Source organism: Bacillus sp. RK1064, assembly GCF_051488405.1.
Classification (GTDB): Bacteria; Bacillota; Bacilli; order Bacillales; family Bacillaceae; genus Bacillus.
In genome coordinates this window covers 3,332,221-3,351,426 of the sequence record NZ_JBPSCZ010000001.1, presented here as the reverse complement: position 1 = coordinate 3,351,426, position 19,206 = coordinate 3,332,221, and the positions used below count along the sequence as shown (strand labels likewise).

At 42.0% G+C, this 19,206-nt stretch carries 17 protein-coding genes; 6 read left to right on the top strand and 11 right to left on the bottom strand.

What is annotated here, in order from left to right; genetic code table 11:
* Positions 1–16 precede the first annotated feature (16 nt).
* A complete protein-coding gene (locus ACSSTM_RS17250) occupies positions 17–1,369 on the bottom strand; it encodes an amidohydrolase family protein (protein WP_187704014.1) in 1,353 nt (450 codons plus the stop codon).
* Positions 1,370–1,473: 104 nt separating this feature from the next.
* Complete coding sequence (locus ACSSTM_RS17245; protein ID WP_268495828.1) at positions 1,474–2,061, bottom strand: NAD(P)H-dependent oxidoreductase; 588 nt, start codon at positions 2,059–2,061, stop codon at positions 1,474–1,476.
* 117 nt (positions 2,062–2,178) lie between these two features.
* Here ACSSTM_RS17245 and ACSSTM_RS17240 point away from each other — a divergent pair, with 117 nt between their 5' ends.
* Positions 2,179–2,625: a MarR family winged helix-turn-helix transcriptional regulator gene (locus ACSSTM_RS17240; protein WP_106036962.1), complete on the top strand. Its 447-nt coding sequence runs from the start codon at positions 2,179–2,181 to the stop codon at positions 2,623–2,625.
* Positions 2,626–2,973: 348 nt separating this feature from the next.
* Here the strand turns inward: ACSSTM_RS17240 and ACSSTM_RS17235 are convergent, their stop codons facing one another.
* The 6 genes from ACSSTM_RS17235 to ACSSTM_RS17210 all read right to left on the bottom strand — a co-directional run bounded on the left by ACSSTM_RS17235 (position 2,974) and on the right by ACSSTM_RS17210 (position 9,062).
* A complete protein-coding gene (locus ACSSTM_RS17235) occupies positions 2,974–3,603 on the bottom strand; it encodes a hypothetical protein (protein WP_106072881.1) in 630 nt (209 codons plus the stop codon).
* Positions 3,604–3,855: 252 nt separating this feature from the next.
* The gene (locus ACSSTM_RS17230; RefSeq protein ID WP_437404260.1) at positions 3,856–4,470 is read right to left on the bottom strand and encodes a LysE/ArgO family amino acid transporter; all 615 of its coding nucleotides are present in this window, start codon (positions 4,468–4,470) and stop codon (positions 3,856–3,858) included.
* Positions 4,471–4,601: 131 nt separating this feature from the next.
* Positions 4,602–6,182, bottom strand: coding sequence for an acyl-CoA synthetase MbcS (mbcS, locus tag ACSSTM_RS17225; protein ID WP_034661915.1), 1,581 nt, complete (start codon positions 6,180–6,182; stop codon positions 4,602–4,604).
* Between the two features lie 225 nt (positions 6,183–6,407).
* Positions 6,408–6,620 (bottom strand): alpha/beta-type small acid-soluble spore protein, encoded by a 213-nt coding sequence (locus tag ACSSTM_RS17220; RefSeq protein WP_024424829.1) that lies wholly within the window; start codon positions 6,618–6,620, stop codon positions 6,408–6,410.
* Between the two features lie 89 nt (positions 6,621–6,709).
* Positions 6,710–7,915, bottom strand: coding sequence for a tRNA uracil 4-sulfurtransferase ThiI (gene thiI, locus ACSSTM_RS17215; RefSeq protein ID WP_066030552.1), 1,206 nt, complete (start codon positions 7,913–7,915; stop codon positions 6,710–6,712).
* 4 nt (positions 7,916–7,919) lie between these two features.
* Positions 7,920–9,062 (bottom strand): cysteine desulfurase family protein, encoded by a 1,143-nt coding sequence (locus ACSSTM_RS17210; RefSeq protein WP_060597009.1) that lies wholly within the window; start codon positions 9,060–9,062, stop codon positions 7,920–7,922.
* Positions 9,063–9,262: 200 nt separating this feature from the next.
* Between ACSSTM_RS17210 and brnQ (ACSSTM_RS17205) the strand changes: the two genes are divergently transcribed.
* Positions 9,263–10,606 carry a branched-chain amino acid transport system II carrier protein gene (gene brnQ / locus ACSSTM_RS17205; RefSeq protein WP_060597010.1) on the top strand — a complete coding sequence of 448 codons (1,344 nt, stop codon included), beginning with the start codon at positions 9,263–9,265 and terminating at the stop codon, positions 10,604–10,606.
* A 210-nt stretch (positions 10,607–10,816) separates the two neighbouring features.
* Positions 10,817–12,160, top strand: coding sequence for a branched-chain amino acid transport system II carrier protein (brnQ, locus tag ACSSTM_RS17200; protein ID WP_106038067.1), 1,344 nt, complete (start codon positions 10,817–10,819; stop codon positions 12,158–12,160).
* Positions 12,161–12,200: 40 nt separating this feature from the next.
* On the opposite strand, the gene ezrA is transcribed toward brnQ (ACSSTM_RS17200), so the two are convergent.
* The gene (ezrA, locus tag ACSSTM_RS17195) at positions 12,201–13,904 is read right to left on the bottom strand and encodes a septation ring formation regulator EzrA (RefSeq protein ID WP_034661928.1); all 1,704 of its coding nucleotides are present in this window, start codon (positions 13,902–13,904) and stop codon (positions 12,201–12,203) included.
* A 340-nt stretch (positions 13,905–14,244) separates the two neighbouring features.
* Here ezrA and hisJ point away from each other — a divergent pair, with 340 nt between their 5' ends.
* Positions 14,245–15,060, top strand: a complete 816-nt coding sequence (hisJ, locus tag ACSSTM_RS17190; RefSeq protein ID WP_437404259.1) for a histidinol-phosphatase HisJ — start codon at positions 14,245–14,247, stop codon at positions 15,058–15,060.
* Here the strand turns inward: hisJ and refZ are convergent.
* On the bottom strand, positions 15,030–15,695 hold the full coding sequence (refZ, locus tag ACSSTM_RS17185; RefSeq protein WP_034661934.1) for a forespore capture DNA-binding protein RefZ: 666 nt from the start codon (positions 15,693–15,695) through the stop codon (positions 15,030–15,032). The genes hisJ and refZ overlap by 31 nt on opposite strands.
* A 126-nt stretch (positions 15,696–15,821) precedes the next feature.
* Here refZ and ACSSTM_RS17180 point away from each other — a divergent pair, with 126 nt between their 5' ends.
* Positions 15,822–16,319: a GAF domain-containing protein gene (locus ACSSTM_RS17180; RefSeq protein WP_095285580.1), complete on the top strand. Its 498-nt coding sequence runs from the start codon at positions 15,822–15,824 to the stop codon at positions 16,317–16,319.
* A 299-nt stretch (positions 16,320–16,618) separates the two neighbouring features.
* Positions 16,619–17,221, top strand: coding sequence for a 30S ribosomal protein S4 (rpsD, locus tag ACSSTM_RS17175; RefSeq protein ID WP_034661940.1), 603 nt, complete (start codon positions 16,619–16,621; stop codon positions 17,219–17,221).
* Positions 17,222–17,455: 234 nt separating this feature from the next.
* Here rpsD and ACSSTM_RS17170 read toward each other — a convergent pair whose 3' ends face one another.
* Positions 17,456–19,027 carry a BclA C-terminal domain-containing protein gene (locus tag ACSSTM_RS17170; RefSeq protein ID WP_437404258.1) on the bottom strand — a complete coding sequence of 524 codons (1,572 nt, stop codon included), beginning with the start codon at positions 19,025–19,027 and terminating at the stop codon, positions 17,456–17,458.
* Between the last annotated feature and the right edge of the window lie 179 nt (positions 19,028–19,206).

The following is a 19,206-nucleotide window of genomic DNA, read 5'->3' as shown; positions in this document are numbered from 1 at the left end:
ATGGGGATATGTTTGTTTACGATGGAGTTGATTCAAACTTGTGCGATAGAATATGATCTCTTGCCGCATAAGCTTTGCGTTTGACCTCTTCTAGGTTCACACCAACAAGCTTTCCGCTTCGTTTCACTGCTTTTCCAGCCACATAGACAGAATCAACATTTGAAGGATGTGCCGTTTGGACAACCGCTCCAGCCGGATCTGTCATCGGCAGAAGATTCATGCTTGTCCGGTCGATCAGGATGAAATCAGCTTCTTTTCCAGGTGTGAGTGAGCCAATTTTATGATCAAGCTGTAATGCACGAGCCCCATTGATCGTTGCAGCTTCAAGCATTTGATGAGCAGAAATCCCAAGTTCAGGTCCTGGCATGATTCCCTCCATCAGCAATGATTGATTTTGAAGCGCGCGCTCTGCCTGAAGTCCGAATTTCATTTGAGCAAACAAATCTCCGCCTGTCGCTGTTACCACATCTACACCGAGCGTTGGAAGAACACCTTGTTCAATCGCAAGTCCTGTTACAGGATAACCGTGACCCATCATCATCTCAATTTCAGGTGTAATAGATATGGAGCTTCCGCTGTCTGCCAGCATCTTCATTTGATCCGCATCGATTGCATTGATATGCACCATGTTGAGGTCAGGTCCGAGTAACCCTGCTTTGTGAAGCCGCTCAATCGAACGATCCTCCGCTCCCCAATTCCCAAAGCCAATGTGCATACTGCATAAAGCATCTAGAGACCGGGCTGTTTCAATTTCAAATACTGAAGTCTCCCATGAGGAAAACTCTGGTCCACGAATCGCAAGCCCCATCGTCAAGAGCTGATCTGATGATTGAAAATGCGCTTTTTTCACGCGTGCTGCGTCCTCCATATTGGTGAGCGTGCTCTCCCTATCCCAATACTCAGCATCTCCAGAAGAGCCAAAAGCAAAAACAGCTCGAATGCCCGCATCTTTTAATCCTCCGATCAGCTCTTCTGTATGATCCATTGAATTGATCATCGTCCAGTCTAAAAATGTGGTCACTCCTGCATCTAACGCCTCTAATGCCCCTAAATAATTTGCGATTCGATCATCGGATGGGCGTCTCATCGCACCATAGTTACCATAATAGATTTTGCTCAAATATGTCTGCAAAGACCAATCTGTGCCTATGCCTCTGATGACAGACTGCCACACATGACGATGTGTATCCACAAGCCCTGGCATGATCACCATATCGGACGCATCGACAATGTCAGCATCATTTGCTTCAATTAAAGGTCCGACCTCTAAAATGTGTGTCCCTTCAATTAATAAATCTCCCTTTTCTAAAAAACCTAAAGTTGGATCAAGTGTTAAAATCGCTGCATCTTTAAACAATGTTTTCTTCATCCATATCCCCCTTTTCAAATGACGAGGAAGAGTTCCCCCACCCTCACTGTCATTTTAAAACATAAAAGGATCGAATTAGAAGAAAAGTGACTTCACCAACTGTTTTATGAGCTGATTTTTTTGAAATAGTTGTAGATACGTTTTAATTTGGCCTCATGTTTCCCTTTTGGGCTTTCCATCATGCCGAACTCAAAAAACTTCACAGGTTTGATTCCGACATATTGTAAGAGGGCTCTTTTCATTAACATCTTGTGTGCATTTTGCAAAAAGAATAAAGGGTAGTTGGTTGGCCCTTGCATTGTCGATACACAAACAGCACTTTTTCCTTTTAACAGTCCTTCTGGAAGCAGCCCGCCTGTTTGACGGTAAGCAAAAGTCGCAGCAAACATGCGGTCAATAAAGCCAAGCAGCATGGCTGGCGGCCGCCCCCACCAAATGGGATAAACGAACACGATTTTATCTGCCCATTTGATCTTTTCCTGATACACCCGAATGTCAGGGTCCTTATGCATATCACGCCTTTTTTTCTCTTCATTAAAAATCAGCACAGGATCAAATTCTTCTTTGTATAAATCGATGATTTCCACTTCATGAACAAGTGAATTTTCTTCACTGCCTTTCATTATTTCTTTTAAAAAAGCACCATTTAAACTATTGTGATGAGGGTGAGTATAAATAATGAGTAGATTCATGTGTTGTCTCCTTTTGTTATCATTTGATAACTAAATGATATACCCCTCTTAATTAGTTGTCAAATGATAATTGTTTTTTGATAATAATTTTGGTATGTTACATAGGAGGTGATAAACATGAAGCATCCCCATTTCTTCAAGGAATTCGTAGCATTTGCTTCTACTTTTTCAGAGCTAAAACATGCCCTGATGAGCAAAGTCAAACCGGCTGACCTAACGACCTTACAATACTTAATTCTAGAGCAGCTAGCTGTCAGCGAACCGCTTACGCCTAGTGAAATTGCCGACTGTCAGCACATGTCTCTTCCAAATGTCAGCAGAGAACTAAAAAAACTGCACGAGAAACAATTCATTGCTAGAGAAGAAGACCGTGATGACAAACGAAAACATGTCATTAAGCTGTCTGACAAAGGCCGTGCTTGTATGAACGAAGTCTTCCAGCATATCGAAGGGATGCTATTAGACAGCCTATCTTCCTCGGATATAGAACAAATGGATGATATCGTACAAGCTCTCCGCCTATTAAATCAAACGATTTTCAAAAAAGGACCTAAAAAAGCATGAGCGTATCGCTCATGCAAAGGATTTTTTATTTTATTAATCAAGAGATGCTAAAAAATATGTAATGAGACCGACAATGGGAATGATCGGGATCATGAATTTCAATGTGGTACTGGTATTCTTATATAAATTCCATAGCAACACTGGTATACCAAATGTCAACGTATCAAAAACAGCAAGAACTATTCCCTTTCGCTGTTCTTTATGAGCCATTCTAAAAACCCCCATTTACCAAACTTTTTTCACACAATAACCGGCTAATCCTGCAGATATTCCTCCATTAATCACTGCGCATGCTATACAGCTAGCAGGTCCCGTTAAACAAATATAATAACACGCTCCTAAAACCATTTAACGTAGCGGAAGAGATTCATTCGGGCCGCTTTGCTTTTTTAAGCAGTTCCAAAACTTGTTCCAACTAAAACTCGTTTGAATTTCTGAATCATCTGCCTGGAAAATTTTTTTATTTAATTCCATCATATCTTGCTTTGCACCATTTTCACCATAGGTAAAAGATCCTTTTAAAAACTCCCCTTTTTGGTTGATATGGAACTTATTTTTCAATTTTCCATTTTGGAAGAAATATGAGTGCAAATTTCCTTTCTCATCGTATTCTGCAAGTTGAATATAGTAAGCTTTTATTTGGCTCAATGAAACTGAAATGAAGGAAACATTGTCTAACAGCTGATTATCTGACTTCTTCTTTTTAAGATAAAAGTAAACAACATCCGTTTCAGCAGCGTTCAGATGAACCGCTGCACTTTCTCCATTTAATAGATAACCTTTCTTTTGGGCTAATTCTTTTGCCTTTAAAAATTGAGAGCTTTTTTTTGCCTTTTTTATGAGTTTTTCTTCTGTTTTAACATTTTGTATCTTTTTAAAAGGCTCCTCCTCCTTTATGGTAATAGCTTTTCCTACAGGAAATTGTCCGAATAAAAGTGCTATAAACAATAGCACACAAAACATTTTTCTTAACTTCATCATATATCCTCCTTTAGCAAATTTCATAAAATTATAACCTCTAAAGGAAAATAATGTAATAGACCTTTTTGCCAATAAAACCCACTAGTGGTAATGTATCATATATCCTATTTCTTATCATTTCCTATAGGCAATTGAATGTGATCTTCCTCTTGCGATGATAGTGACACTGGCTGAGGAGCCTTTCCAATACACAAAAAAAGCGCCGGACCTTACCTTCCAAGCGCTTCTTTGCTTTATCCTCTATGTATTTTATAAAATCAATTGATACGCAATGTATAACGCGACAAGCCAGATCATGACCGCTGAAGCTTTATTGATACGGTTCATCCACTTGCCGTTTGTATCTAACTTCCCTAGCATCTTCCCTAAAAGCGCAAGCCCAATAAACCATAACCAGGACACGATGATACAAGCGAGTGTAAATGCCAGTTTTTCTGCCCCGCTATATTGAAGCGAATTTGTTCCAATCACACCAATTGTATCGAGAATGGCGTGGGGATTTAAAAGTGAAACTGAACAGGCAAAGACAATTTGCTTTCTCGCAGGCATAAATTCCTGCTTCTCTTTATCACCTGATGATGAGCTTGTGTTCCACACGGACCATCCCATATAAACTAAAAAACAAAATCCAATGATATAAAGACCGATTTGCAGTACAGGAATGGTGAACACCACAACAGAAACCCCAATGACAGCTAATGCAATTAATAGTGTGTCACAAAGAGCAGCAGTGATAACGACAGGTAAGGCCTGATATAATCGCGGCTGAAGCGCTCCTTGCTGAAACACAAATACATTTTGTGCGCCCAATGGTAAAATGAGACCAAAGGCAAGCACAATTCCATGAATGATGGCAATGAACATCTTCTAACATTCTCCTTTTCCAGCAATTCTTACACATTTTATCATAGAACATCATGACCGCTTCCAGCGGATTTGATTTTCCGTAAAAAAAAGCGCTGGATGCTTCCATCCAAACGCTTTTCGTTTATTCATCATGATCCTTTTCGTGCAAGCTCTCTTTCTCTCAGCTCGACACGGCGGATTTTCGCTGACGGTGTTTTTGGCAGTTCGTCAATGAATTCAATTTCTCTTGGGTATTTGTAAGGTGCTGTTGTGTTTTTCACATGTGTCTGCAGCTCTTTGATCAGCTCATCACTTTGTGCTGATCCATCACGCAGGACGACATATGCCTTCACAATTGATCCTCTGATTTCATCTGGACTAGCCACAACCGCACATTCTTTGACTGCTGGGTGTTTGATCAGTGCATCTTCTACTTCAAACGGCCCAATGGTATAGCCTGAGCTGACGATGATATCATCTCTGCGGCTTTCAAACCAGAAGTACCCATCTTCGTCTTTTTTCGCGCGGTCACCGGTAATAAAGTAATTTCCGCGGCGCTGCGCTTTTGTACGCTCTTCATCTTTGTAGTATTCCTTAAATAGCGCCGGCGTTTCGAGATGGACCGCAATGTCACCAACTTCTCCAGGAGCGCATACGCTGCCGTCCTCATCAATGATCTCGACTTCGTTGCCAGGTGTTGGTTTTCCCATACTGCCTGGCTTGATGTCCATTCCTTTTAGCACCCCTACGAGCAGTGTGCTTTCTGTTTGGCCATAGCCATCTCGTACTTCTATATCGAAATGCTTTTTGAATGTATCAATGACTTCACGGTTCAACGGCTCTCCCGCAGAAACGGCACTATGCAGCTTTGGCAGCTCGTACTGACTCAAGTCATCTACTTTCGCCATAAAACGATATTCTGTCGGGGTACAGCATAGGACATTGATTTCATTTTTTTGAAGCAGCTCTAAGTACGTATTTGGATTGAATTTCCCTCCGTATACAAAGCCTTCTGCTCCACTTCCTAACACTGATAAGAGAGGGCTCCACACCCATTTTTGCCAGCCTGGTCCTGCTGTCGCCCATACTTTATCTCCCTCATTAATAGAGAGCCATGCTTTGGCAGCTGTGCGTAAATGTGCATACGCCCATCCGTGTGTATGAACAACCCCTTTTGGATGACCTGTCGTACCAGATGTATAGGATAAGAACGCCATGTCTGTACGTGTTGTTGGAGCCATTTGCAGCTCACTTGATTGTTGATCCTTTTGCGCTAGAATATTTGTCCAGCCATAATCGTTTTCACCGATTGAGAATGTTTTAAATTCGTTTGGCTGATTGGTTCCGTCGAACGATTGAATGAATGAAGAGTAAACAATCGCTCCCTTTGCTTCTGCATGTTCAATTCGGTAATCTAAATCTTTTGCACGCAGCATTTCTGAACAAGGAATGACGACCATTCCTGTTTTCAAAATTGCTAAATAAATGCTGTATGCCTCTAGCATGCGCGGCACCATCACAATGATTTTATCGCCTTTTTTAAAGCCTGCATTTAATAATACATGACCAATTTTATTTGCTTCTTCCACTAAAGCTGCATACGTCACATGCGCTTCGTGGCCATTTCCATCCTGCCAGTGCAGGGCCATTTTCTCCTTGTCATGACTGAACGCTTCAATCTCACTGACTAAGTTATATTGTTCTGGTGCAATTAAGTCTTCTCTTTTCATGGTACAGCTCCTTTTAGCCTCTTTCTATGAAACGAAACATGTTTCAATTTACCTATTCTAACACTCATAACTGAAAAATGCTTGAATTAGGACCTACTCCTAGTATTATGCCATAATTTTTTTCATTCGTCTTCTTTTTTAGAAATATTCAAACTATTTTTATGTACAAAAAGAAAAGAGCGGGAATGATCCCGCTCCTAAGCCATAACTTTTTAATTGTGTGTCTTAGAAAGATCCGCCACCCATATGTTGTTGAGCGTAAGATACAAGACGCTTAGTGATTTCTCCACCAACTGATCCGTTAGCGCGAGATGTTGTTTCTGCACCAAGGTTTACACCGAATTCAGAAGCGATTTCGTACTTCATTTGGTCGATTGCTTGTGCAGCGCCTGGTACTAGTAATTGGTTAGAACTGCTTTGTCTGTTTTGTTGAGCCATGTGTTCTCACCTCCTTGTGAATATAGAATGTGTAGAAACACATGACTTCATGCGGTTGATTTTATGGTAATTATTATGAAATTTTTGTTTTAGAATAAATCAGCGAATTCGTCTGCCGCTTTCTTCTCATTTGTGACGATGATCGTTTCCATTTGATCCACTGCCTCGTCGAGCATCGGCTCGAAATCAGCAAAGCTTTCGTAGCGTTCTACTTTCTCAAGCTTTGGTTTTGTTTTAGGAGATGGCGGCGTAAAGATCGTGCAGCAATCCTCGAAAGGCTGAATACTTGTCTCGTAAGTGCCAATTCGTCTCGCTTCATCAATAATGTCATTTTTATCAACAGCAATGAGCGGTCGAATGATTGGTGTATTGGTCACATGGTTAATCGCATACATGCTTTCCAGTGTCTGACTTGCGACTTGTCCAAGGCTTTCACCAGTAATAATCGCAAGAGCATCACGCTTCGCTCTTATTTTATCAGCTATTTTCAGCATCATTCTTCTTGTTGATGTCATCGTATAGTTTTCAGGTACTTGTTTGTGAATCAGCTCTTGAATTTTTGTAAAAGGAACGATGTGAAGCTTCACTTCGCCTCCATATGCTGCTAAGCATTCTGTAAGATCAATGACCTTTTGCTTGGCACGTTCACTTGTATATGGGGGGCTAAAGAAATGTACAGCCTCAATTTGAATCCCGCGTTTCATCGCTTGATAGCCGGCAACTGGGCTGTCAAAGCCGCCTGAAAGCATGAGCATCGCTCTTCCGCTTGAACCAACGGGCAGGCCGCCAGCACCCTTGACATCTTTAAATGTAATATACGTCGCATGTTCTCTTATTTCAATGCGCAAATGTACATCCGGCTGTTTGACATTGACCGTTAAGTTTTCCGTATTCTTCAGCACATGTCCGCCAATTTCGCGGTTCATTTCATTTGAATCAAGTTCAAATTGTTTATAAGAGCGTTTCGTTGAGACCTTAAATGTATTTCCTTGTTCATATACTTCCTGTACCGCTGTGAGTGACGCTTCTTTGATGGCATCGAGATTTGTCTCACATTTCACCGCAAGACTAAAGCTTTGTATGCCAAATACACCTTTAAGCTGTTCTGAAATCGGTTCAGGGTCTTCTCCGTTCAGCATGATCGTGATGCGGTCTCTGTCAGATGCATACTTTAATGCTTCAAAGTCTTTCAATACAAACCGGATATGCTGCCTTAGTTTTTCAATAAATTTCTTTCTATTCTTCCCTTTTGTTGAAATCTCACCAAAACGGACTAAAATATGATCATATTTCATGCTGTTATCTCATTCCTTTTAGTTTTTTTACACTTTGTGCGATCGATGTGATGATTTGCGGCGCTAGCTCTGGTCCTTGTCCAAATGTCAAACTGATTCTCATACTGCTTTTGGCCACTTCTTCTGCTTTCCCCATCGCTAGCAGCACACGGCTTGGCTCTTTTTTCTTGGCTGAGCAGGCAGAGGTTGTCGAGACATACATGCCTTCTTTTTCAAGCATATGGAGAAGAACCTCGATTTGAATACCTGGCACTGAAAAATTCACAATGTGCGGCGCACTTTGCGTCAGCGGTGTGTTGATGACAATACCTTCTATTTCTCCAAGCTGTTTTTGCAGCTGCGTTTTTAAGTTAAGCATTTCATCATGATAATTTTTCAGCCGTTCGAATGATTGTTTCATGGCTTTTGCTAAGCTGACAGCACCAGCAGGGTTTTCAGTACCTGACCGTAGTCCTAATTCCTGCTCCCCTCCTGTGATGAAAGGGGCAAGCACAACATCTTTTTTTAAAAAGAGCGCTCCTGTCCCTTTTAAGCCATGAATTTTGTGGCCAGATATCGTCAAAAGATCCACATCCAGCTGTTTATTAAGTGCTACTCTGCACATTCCCTGGACCCCGTCGACATGAAAAAGGGCATTTTCGGCATGCTCACGAATGATGCCAGCAGCTTCTTCAATCGGCTGGATGGCACCCGTTTCGTTATTGACATGCATCATGCTGACCAGTACTGTATCAGGGCGTAGCACTTCTTTTAAATGATTCATATCAGCATGGCCATGCTCATTTACTTGAATATAGGAGATATCAAAACCAAATAAAGCCTTCAGCTGTTCAAACGATTCGATGACAGAGGGGTGTTCAATTGCTGTTGTCACAATATGTTTCCCCCGGTTCATTTTGGCTAGAGCTGCTCCTTTAATGGCAATGTTATTTGCTTCTGTTGCGCCAGAAGTGAAAATAATCTCATATTGTTTCAATCCTGTATAGTGAAGCATTTGTTTTCTCGTTTCACTTAGCAGCCGGCTGGCATCAATTCCGAGCTGATGAAGCGAAGACGGATTACCAAAAAAACGCTCACTCACTTGCTGATATACTTGTAAAACCTCTGGATAAGGCTTGGTTGTTGCACTATTATCAAGATAGATCATATTGTAACTCCTTACAAAAAGCTTAAAAAATAAATGCATTTATATGTTACCATAATGAAGTCAGACAGAGAATTTTCTGAAAATGGCAGTTGACAACTTTTCATTTTCACTATATCATCCATAGTGCAATTGTCACACGATCATCCAAATTGTCAGAATATTTTAATTTGACACACTACACTGATTAAGGAGGAACTATTTTGAAAAATAGTTTAAGTATAAAAGAGACGCTAGCCATTGGTCTAATGCTTTTTGCATTATTCTTTGGCGCAGGAAATATGATTTTCCCACCTGTTCTTGGACAATATGCGGGTGAGAATGTATGGCTTGCCATCGGTGGATTTTTACTCACAGGAGTAGGTCTTCCGCTTCTAGGGGTGATTGCAGTCGCCCTTACAGGTACCGGTGCAAAAGGCCTTGCGGATAAAGCGCACCCAAAATTCGGGACCATCTTCACCGTTATTCTGTATTTATCCATCGGACCATTTTTCGCTATTCCGCGAACTGGTACGGTTTCATACGAGATAGGATTAGCTCCATTTCTGTCAGGGGCACAGTCCACTTCATGGGTACCACTATTCATCTTTACCGTTGTGTTTTTCACTATTTCATACCTGCTTGCTTTAAATCCTTCAAAGCTGGTTGATCGAATTGGTAAAATTTTGACACCGATCTTATTAACTGTTATTGCCATTATTGTCATTAAAGCCATTGCTACGCCAATGGGAATGATCGGTGCTCCTGATGCAACATATGAAGCAAACCCGCTCTTCACTGGATTTTTAGAAGGCTATAAAACAATGGATGCTCTTGCTTCTATCGTATTTGGGATCGTCGTGGTGACGGCTGTTAAGGAAAGAGGCATCACGGAGCGTAAATCTCTTGCAGCGGCTTGTATTAAAGCAGGACTCGTGGCAGCTGTTGGGCTGGCATTGGTGTACATTTCACTTGCTTATGTGGGTGCTTCAAGTCCCGATGCGACGGGAATGGTTGGAGCAAATGACGGCGGCAAACTGCTTTCACTTTCTGCCAACTTTTTATTCGGTTCTGCTGGAAACATTGTACTTGGCGCAGCCATTTTATTCGCTTGTTTAACGACTAGTGTTGGACTTATTTCATCCTGTGGAGAATATTTTTCAAAGCTCATCCCTAGCCTTTCTTATCGCACAGTCGTTCTAATTGTTTCTTTATTTAGTACACTGGTTGCAAACCTTGGTTTGGCACAAATTATCTCTCTATCTGTTCCAGTTCTTGTGACAATCTATCCACTGGCAATTGTCATTATTTTATTGTCATTCCTTGATCGCTGGATTAACGGAAGAAGACTCATTTATATCGTATCTCTTATCTTTACTGGTTTCTTTGCCATCATTGATGGATTATTAGCTGCCAAAGTGAACCTCGGTGACTTGCCTGACATCTTAGATTCAATCGTACCGTTTTACGATTTAGGCATTGGCTGGATCTTACCAGCTATTATCGGTGCTGTGGTTGGTTTACTTATTTCGATGTTTACCAGCCCGCCCAAACAGCTCGCCTCATAGTCATAAACCGAAACATCCCCTTCTTCATTGGAAGGGGATGTTTTTTATTGTTCTCCATATACTAAAATAGAAAAATTCATGACTTTTGTACGAAAACACATGTTGACATCAGGCGTACATCCTTTATAATTAGTGAATGTTAATGATGAACGGTTACTTAGCAACTAATTAACAGAATATTTCAACATAATAATGGAGGCTTTAAATGCAATGAAGGCAACTTTGTCGACGAAAGATACAGTTATTATCGGTTTTATGTTATTTGCTCTATTCTTCGGCGCCGGAAATATGATTTATCCACCAGAGCTTGGGCAATATGCTGGGCAAAATGTGTGGAAAGCAATGGGCGGATTTTTATTAACAGGTGTCGGTTTACCTCTTCTAGGGATTATTGCGATCGCTTTAACAGGTCGAGATGCGAAAGGATTAGCTGATAAAGCTCACCCAGCTTTTGGAACAGCGTTTACCGTCATTTTATATTTATCTATTGGGCCGCTTTTCGCTATTCCTCGTACAGGAACGGTTTCATATGAAATTGGTGCATTACCCTTTTTAGCAGGTGTACCAGCTTGGCTCTCACTTCTTTTATTCACACTTGTCTTTTTTGGTATTACATATTATCTTGCTCTAAATCCAACGAAGATTGTGGATCGTGTAGGGAAAGTGTTAACACCAATTAAATTTACGATTATTTTTATTATTATTGTCAAAGCCATTTTAACGCCGATGGGCGCCGTTGGCACACCTGATGTATCCTATAGCAGCGGATCATTTTTCAAAGGATTTCTAGAGGGCTATAAAACAATGGATGCTCTTGCTTCTATTGTGTTTGGGGTTGTTGTCATCAACGCCATTAAAGGACGCGGTGTGACAAGTAAAAAGGCACTGACTTCTGCTTGTATCAAAGCGGGTCTGATTGCAGCTTGCGGATTAACATTTGTTTATCTATCTCTTGCTTATTTAGGCGCTTCAAGTACACACGCCATTGGTTTTGTTGGAGATGGCAGTAAAATCTTGGCTCAGTCTTCTCAATTCCTATTTGGCAGTTTAGGAAATATTGTGTTGGGTGCCGCGATTACGGTTGCTTGTTTAACAACAAGTATCGGTCTCGTTACATCATGCGGAGAGTATTTCTCAAATTTATTACCTAAACTTTCTTATAAAATGGTCGTAACACTAGTGACATTATTTAGTTTTATCATTTCAAATTTTGGACTTGCTCATATTATCGCTTTCTCTGTACCAGTTTTAACTGCCATTTACCCGCTAGCGATTGTCATCATTGTGTTATCGCTGGCAGATAAATGGCTTGGTCAAAGAAGACCTGTTTATGTCCTTACTCTGATTTTAACTGGCTGCGTCAGTTTGTTTGACGGCTTAGTAGCAGCGAAACTCCCGATTGGACCAGTGGAGGAACTCTTTCAAACGATATTACCTTTATATGACCTTGGTATTGGCTGGGTTGTTCCTGCTATTTTCGGAGTGGTCATTGGGTTCGTTCTTTCTCTTTTCACTTCTTCTGCTTCCCAAAAGCGGGAGAAACAAGCATCTTAACAGAAAAAAGCTGAAGTCCTGTAAATGGACTTCAGCTTTTTTATTGGTGCTGATACTCTTTTTCTTGCTGAGCTAACAGCTTTTGGACAGCTCCGGGTGATGTTTTTTCAACAGCCGCAGCTGCTATATCAAATGATCCGTTGTAATCGTAAGCGTAAAATCTTCGTTCCGCCTCTTTTAGTTGTTCTGAAAGAATGTGGTTTTGGCTTCTAAAACGATTGCCGTATTGAATGATTCGTTCAATTTGATCCACTTTACTGAGCATTTCTTCTGTCTCATCCACAACATTTCTGACTGTGTCAGAGGCTTCTTTTAATTGTTGATTCACTGCCGGCATGTTGAGCGGCAGGTTTTCCAGCTGCTCATGCACTTGCTGGATCATCTCCTGCGCTTTTTCAGCCCGCTCTTTCATCTCAGCAGGTACACCTGGGATATTGCTTTTATGCAGCTGGCGGACTGTATCTGTCAGCATGGTTTTGAGCTCAGCCAGTGTTTCTCTCGCTTGTAATTCTTCTTTTCTTAATGATTGTAGATGACCTTTAAATGTGTCATGCAATGCTTTTGCATCATCGATAAACGTCTCCAGCTGATTGATTTCATCCATTAATAATGAATATGCCACGTGGTCACGATCAAGCTTCTCGCGGATTTGTTTCATCAGCTTTTCAATTTCTTCTAAACGTTTTTCGAATGCTTTCTGTTGATCGAGCTCTCCTGCTGTCAGCTTGTAGCTTTCTTTCACAAGAGCCGTTTCTGCCTTTGTTTGTGTGTGATCTTGTTCGATCTTCTCGAATGCTTCTGTGAGCTCAGGCATTTTGCTTTTGATTTCCTGACCTGCTTCTACTTCCGCCTCCAGCTGATCATACAGCGTCTCAATCGCATCATTGATCATTTGCAGAATGCTTGATGCCTCTTCTAAATTGAGTTCATCAATGAGCAATTTTTCCGCTCTCGCAAGCTGTTTGTTTAAAGTCTCCAGCTCTTTCGTGATCTGGATATGCTCCAGCTTGTAGCCTTTTTCTGTCATTTCTTGATATCCGTCTTTCAGCTTCGTCAGCTGACCTGGTACGGTCTGTTTGCAGTCTGCAATAAGCTTTGGTACATCATTGATATATAGCTGAAGCTGGTCGAGTCTGCGGTCTTGCTCAAGCAAAATCTTTCTTGCTTTCATGTAGTTTCCGTTTTCTGTTTCTTCCTCGTACTGCTTGATCCCTTCCCAGGCCTCATCTAAGTCCTGCTCCATTTTGTCATATAGGGTGCCATATAAATGGCTGTACGCAAGCAGATTTTTTCGAACCGTTTGATATTGCTCTTTGACCTTTTCAATATCCTTGCGATTTTGCTCCTCGCTTGTGACAAGGTCTGCAATTTCTTTTAAAATGTCTTCAATGTTCGAATCAGCAGCACTCAGCAAGTCCTCAATATGCGTAAGAACCTGCTTGGCTTTGGAGAATCGATATTTATCAGAATACTCTTCTGCATCATATAATAGCTCCTCTACCTTTGGAAGATGGGCTGTGACGATATCGTCCCACTCTGCACGCCATCTTTCAAAAAATTGCTCTGTTTCTCCGGTCATTTTTAAATGTTTGATTTTTGAAATTTCTTCTACAATTGATCTGTTTAAAATTTCAATTTTCCATGCTTCCAATCGGTCAATCTCTTTATATATATTTTTTCGCAGGAAATAACCGACTGAAAACAAAGCAAGCAAAATGACAATTAAACCGATGATAAACTCCATAATGAGCCCCCTTGTTGTGATCTAAGTGATGTCAGGGTAAAAGTGTCCCGAGTAGACCTGAGAACCCTTTCGTGTCCGCTTTGCATTTGTCTTTTTATAAACAGGATCGTATGTTTTCCAATACCATCCATTCACGGTTTTATGTATGTTTTTCAAGAAAGTATTTGAGCGCTTTCTATCATTTGATCACACGTATCCATGTGACCTGCTTTTATGTATGCGGAAGCTGTCGTTTTCATTGTTATTATGATACCATGTAACCAGCATTTTTGGTCATGATTTTTCATTATTTTCGCTGATAAACATCACGTTTTTCAAAATATCGACAAGAGGTGACGACATGCTGAAGCAGGATGCACATCTACATACACCGTTTTGCCCGCACGGCTCGCTTGATTCATTTCATTCTTATATTGAAAAAGCCATCAAAAAGGGATTTGATTCCATAACCTTTACCGAGCATGCCCCTCTGCCTCCATCGTTTCGAGATCCAACACCAGAGCAGGATAGTGCCATGAAGCTCCAAGAACTTGACTCGTATATAACGAAATTGGATCAGCTGAAACAGGAATACAAAGGCCAATTAATAGTAAAAACTGGGCTTGAGGTTGACTATATCAAAGAGTATGAAGAGGAAACAAGTGCCTTTTTAGACTGCTACGGTCCAGAACTAGACGATAGCATTTTATCTGTTCACTTTCTTCCTGCTGGCGATGATTATATTTGCCTTGATTTTGACGAGCATGCCTTCAAGCAGCTAATAAGCGCCTATGGCAGCATCGAACAGGTCTATCAAAGCTACTATGACCAAATTCATTCTTCTATTCTATCATCTTTAAGTCGCTATAAGCCAAAGAGAATCGGTCATATCACCCTTGTGCAGAAATTCAAACAGCTTTTCCCATTTGAGATGACACCTGAACTTTGTCAAAAGGTCACCCTTTGTCTTGAAGAAACGGCAAAAAAAGGCATGTCCTTAGATTTTAATACATCAGGTCTTCGTAAAACATATGCCAGAAGTATCTATTTAGATCAATGGATGATTGATCTTGCAAAACAGAAAAAAATTCCGCTCATATTCGGGTCTGATGCCCATCAAGCGGAAGATCTCGGATATGCTTATGATCAATTCGAAGACATCATGAGTTTTAAGTGAGAATCTAATGCCGGCTTTTTTGGTTCTAGTAAATGATGAAGCGAGCGGCTTAGTTCCTTAAAATACATTTGATAGAAATATGGCTCATTTGGATTCAAATAAAGCACCTCTGTTAAATATTGCGGCTGTAAATAGGGCATCATGAGTAGTGATTTCAGTTGAATCATAAACGATGAGAGTGAGAGCTGCTCACAAATCACATGGGTGTTTTTCCCTTTTTCAATGATGAGCTGAAACAAATATTTTTCTTTTGTTAAATAGGTCGACATAATTTCTCTAATGAGCGTCGAATCAATCGTCACCTCTCGATAAACAAAACGGGTTAATTGACGGTGTTCGTGCTGATAAGATAAAATATCAAAAACCACATGAAGTAAACATTCTTTTGCGTGACGAGTTTCCATGTGATGGATATGTGATTCAATCATGTGAATATAGCCTTCATAAAAATCGGATACAAGCTGCTCAAGCAGCCCTCCTTTTCCTTGAAAGTAATAAGATATGTGGGCAACGTTGACGTTTGCTTCCTTCGCAATCTCACGGACAGAGGTTCCAGAAAATCCTTTTTGGTTAAAAAGTCTGATGGAAGCTTCAATAATACGGTCTTTTGTTTGCACGGTTGTTGATGTTTTCATCCGCTCACCCCTCTTCATGTGTACATACTTCAAGATGAAGGCGGAAGTTCCTTTTACAATTGCTCGACAAATCCCACATGCGAGACGCAAGTTATGTATTTTTGAGATAGAAAGTAGGAGATTTTCATGTTTCATGTCGAAAAACAGTCTGGCGATCCATCAAAAGACTATCAATTGCTTGTTAAACAGGTTGAAGCCATTACAGATGGTGAGCCTGATCTGATTGCCAATTTGGCAAATGCTGCGGCGCTATTGTACCATTCACTCCCAGAGGTCAATTGGGCTGGATTTTATTTGGCTAAAGGGGGCGAGCTTGTGCTCGGACCGTTTAACGGACTGCCTGCATGTGTGCGAATCCCGTCTGGAAAAGGCGTTTGCGGTACTGCGTTTGCAACAGGTGAAGTCCAGCGTATCGCTGATGTGCATGCATTCCCTGGACATATCGCATGTGATGCAGCATCGCAATCTGAAATTGTCGTTCCGCTCAAGGTAAATGGACAGATCATTGGGGTACTCGACATTGACAGCCCCGTGAAAGACCGTTTCAGTGAAATAGATGAAACCTACTTAATTCAATTTACCGAGGTGCTCCAAAAGGCGTTATCCATCTCTACAGATGCGTAATCTTGCAAAAAAGCAGGCACATTGTCTGCTTTTTTATTTTCTTCGCATGACGTGAAGCGTCACGTCTGCCTCTAAATAGGTTGACTTCTCCTATCCAGCGTCATATAATAGAATTTGTGTGAAATATGGCAGCCTTTTTGTTCGGCTTTTTTGTATCATTTTGTTCCTTCTATTTGAAGGTGCATCTTGTAACTCCCTGCTGCTGGAGCGAGGATGCATGAAAACATAATGACGGAAAAGACAAAGAACAGACGGTTTTTATTTTTCACAAATAAAAACAAATAAGGAGGAGTCACATTATGGCTCGCTATACAGGTCCAAGTTGGAAGATTTCCCGCCGTTTAGGCATTTCATTAAGCGGAACAGGTAAGGAACTTGAAAAACGCCCTTACGCTCCAGGCCCACATGGTCCAGGACAACGCAAAAAACTATCTGAATACGGTTTACAATTACAAGAGAAGCAAAAGCTTCGTCACATGTACGGTGTCAACGAACGTCAATTCCGTACACTATTTGACAAAGCTGCTAAACTTCCTGGTAAACAAGGTGAAAACTTCATGATTCTTCTTGAAACTCGCCTTGACAACCTAGTATACCGTCTTGGCCTTGCTCGTACTCGCCGCCAAGCTCGTCAGCTAGTCAACCATGGTCACATCCTTGTTGATGGAAGCCGTGTAGACATCCCATCTTTCTCTGTGAAACCAGGTCAAACGATTGCTCTTCGTGAGAAATCTCAAAACCTTGCAGTTGTGAAAGAATCAGTTGAAGTAAACAACTTCGTTCCTGAATATCTTTCTTTCGATGCTGAAAAGCTTGAAGGAACTTTCACTCGTCTTCCAGAGCGTTCTGAATTAGCGCCTGAAATCAGCGAACAACTAATCGTTGAGTTCTACTCTCGTTAATTTCATTACTCTCTTAAAGAGAAATCAAACAAACCCTAGAGACCTTGATTGTTCAAGGTGGTCTAGGGTTTTTTGTTTGTATTCTCGTATGAACAAATGAATTTAAAACATATAATGGGAAACAGACTATGCACAAGACGAGCACCGGGCAAGACTTCCAAGAAACGGCTGAAAAAGATATTCAAATGAAAAGGTCCTTTTGAGTGCTTCTATAAGCATCTCTAAACATTTAAGTTAGTCTAATTTTTTAATAACAATAGAAGCGTTCACGTTTGTTTGAGTCCCTCCTGCTAGGGTTTGAAGAGTAACTGCTGCTGCGGAAGTATGGTTTACAAGAGTAAGCGTGTCACCCGCTGCTAGAGCGAGGATTGCCTGGCCGTTATTCTGTTGAGTACCAGCTCCTGACCCATAAACTGTGTTCGTCACAGGAGCACCATTTACAAATAGGGTGAATTGATTTGGCTCTACGCCAGAAACTGAAAAAGTAACCTCATAGTTTCCTGGATTGGTCACTATAATTTGAGAAGTTCCAGGGGCATGTGTAATACCAGGAGTAGTAATTCCAGTTGAGTCAAAAATCACCGGGGCTTCTAAAGCTACTGTTTGAGCACTTAGATTGTATACATATGCAAATTCAGCTAGCCCTGCACCTGTGACTCCCGTGGCTCCTGTTGGACCGGTCGCTCCGGTATCTCCTGTAGCCCCTGTCGGACCAGTGGCTCCGATATCTCCCGTGGCTCCCGTTGGACCAGTGGCTCCGATATCTCCCGTGGCTCCCGTTGGACCAGTGGCTCCGATATCTCCCGTGGCTCCCGTTGCTCCTGTTGGACCGATTGCTCCCGTATCTCCTGTAGCACCTGTTGGACCGATTGCTCCCGTCGCTCCCGTATCTCCTGTAGCCCCTGTCGGACCAGTGGCTCCGATATCTCCCGTGGCTCCCGTTGGACCAGTGGCTCCGATATCTCCCGTGGCTCCCGTTGCTCCTGTTGGACCGATTGCTCCCGTATCTCCTGTAGCACCTGTTGGACCGATTGCTCCCGTCGCTCCCGTATCTCCTGTAGCCCCTGTCGGACCAGTGGCTCCGATATCTCCCGTGGCTCCCGTTGGACCAGTGGCTCCGATATCTCCCGTGGCTCCCGTTGCTCCTGTTGGACCGATTGCTCCCGTATCTCCTGTAGCACCTGTTGGACCGATTGCTCCCGTCGCTCCCGTATCTCCTGTAGCCCCTGTCGGACCAGTGGCTCCGATATCTCCCGTGGCTCCCGTTGCTCCTGTTGGACCGATCGCTCCCGTCGCTCCGGTATCTCCCGTGGCACCCGTTGGACCGATCGCTCCCGTCGCTCCGATATCTCCTGTAGCCCCTGTTGGACCGATTGCTCCGGTATTTCCTGTAGCTCCTGTTGGACCAGTGGCTCCGATATCTCCCGTGGCACCCGTTGCTCCCGTGGCTCCGATATCTCCCGTGGCACCCGTTGCTCCCGTGGCTCCGATATCTCCCGTGGCTCCTGTTGGACCAATCGCTCCGGTATCTCCTGTAGCACCTGTTGGACCGATTGCTCCGGTATCTCCTGTGGCTCCTGTTGGACCAGTGGCTCCAGTGGCTCCTGTAGCTCCGGTGGCTTCTGCGGCCCCTGTAGGTCCAGTGGCTCCTGTAACTCCTGTAGCTCCTGTAGCTCCTCGAATCCCTCGTAATCCCCGTAATCCTCGTCGCCCTACAATTACTTTTGTTTCACAAATGATGCAACAGTTTGATTTTGATAGTTTCTGTTTACAATAAGGGCATTTTTTATACTTATCACAACCCATCAGTTGTTCATCTCCTTTATCATTATTCATATGTTACATCTGTAAATAGGTGCAGATAAGTAAAACGTACAAAGAATAAAGATAAGCGTAGAATAAATAAATTTCTATAGTATTCCAAAAGTCTTTTGGTTGTGAAAATTTGATTGTATTTTGCGCTAAACTTTTTCATGATGACTAGC

Excerpts from the sequence above, each read along its gene's own strand:
- ezrA (WP_034661928.1), bottom strand. The coding sequence starts at position 13,904 with ATGGAGTTTATCATCGGTTTAATTGTCATTTTGCTTGCTTTGTTTTCA.
- ACSSTM_RS17245 (WP_268495828.1), bottom strand. The coding sequence starts at position 2,061 with ATGAATCTACTCATTATTTATACTCACCCTCATCACAATAGTTTAAAT.
- ACSSTM_RS17210 (WP_060597009.1), bottom strand. The coding sequence starts at position 9,062 with ATGATCTATCTTGATAATAGTGCAACAACCAAGCCTTATCCAGAGGTT.
- thiI (WP_066030552.1), bottom strand. The coding sequence starts at position 7,915 with ATGAAATATGATCATATTTTAGTCCGTTTTGGTGAGATTTCAACAAAA.
- rpsD (WP_034661940.1), top strand. The coding sequence starts at position 16,619 with ATGGCTCGCTATACAGGTCCAAGTTGGAAGATTTCCCGCCGTTTAGGC.
- ACSSTM_RS17170 (WP_437404258.1), bottom strand. The coding sequence starts at position 19,027 with ATGGGTTGTGATAAGTATAAAAAATGCCCTTATTGTAAACAGAAACTA.
- brnQ (WP_106038067.1), top strand. The coding sequence starts at position 10,817 with ATGAAGGCAACTTTGTCGACGAAAGATACAGTTATTATCGGTTTTATG.
- mbcS (WP_034661915.1), bottom strand. The coding sequence starts at position 6,182 with ATGAAAAGAGAAGACTTAATTGCACCAGAACAATATAACTTAGTCAGT.
- ACSSTM_RS17180 (WP_095285580.1), top strand. The coding sequence starts at position 15,822 with ATGTTTCATGTCGAAAAACAGTCTGGCGATCCATCAAAAGACTATCAA.
- ACSSTM_RS17250 (WP_187704014.1), bottom strand. The coding sequence starts at position 1,369 with ATGAAGAAAACATTGTTTAAAGATGCAGCGATTTTAACACTTGATCCA.
- refZ (WP_034661934.1), bottom strand. The coding sequence starts at position 15,695 with ATGAAAACATCAACAACCGTGCAAACAAAAGACCGTATTATTGAAGCT.
- ACSSTM_RS17230 (WP_437404260.1), bottom strand. The coding sequence starts at position 4,470 with ATGTTCATTGCCATCATTCATGGAATTGTGCTTGCCTTTGGTCTCATT.
- ACSSTM_RS17235 (WP_106072881.1), bottom strand. The coding sequence starts at position 3,603 with ATGAAGTTAAGAAAAATGTTTTGTGTGCTATTGTTTATAGCACTTTTA.
- ACSSTM_RS17240 (WP_106036962.1), top strand. The coding sequence starts at position 2,179 with ATGAAGCATCCCCATTTCTTCAAGGAATTCGTAGCATTTGCTTCTACT.
- hisJ (WP_437404259.1), top strand. The coding sequence starts at position 14,245 with ATGCTGAAGCAGGATGCACATCTACATACACCGTTTTGCCCGCACGGC.
- ACSSTM_RS17220 (WP_024424829.1), bottom strand. The coding sequence starts at position 6,620 with ATGGCTCAACAAAACAGACAAAGCAGTTCTAACCAATTACTAGTACCA.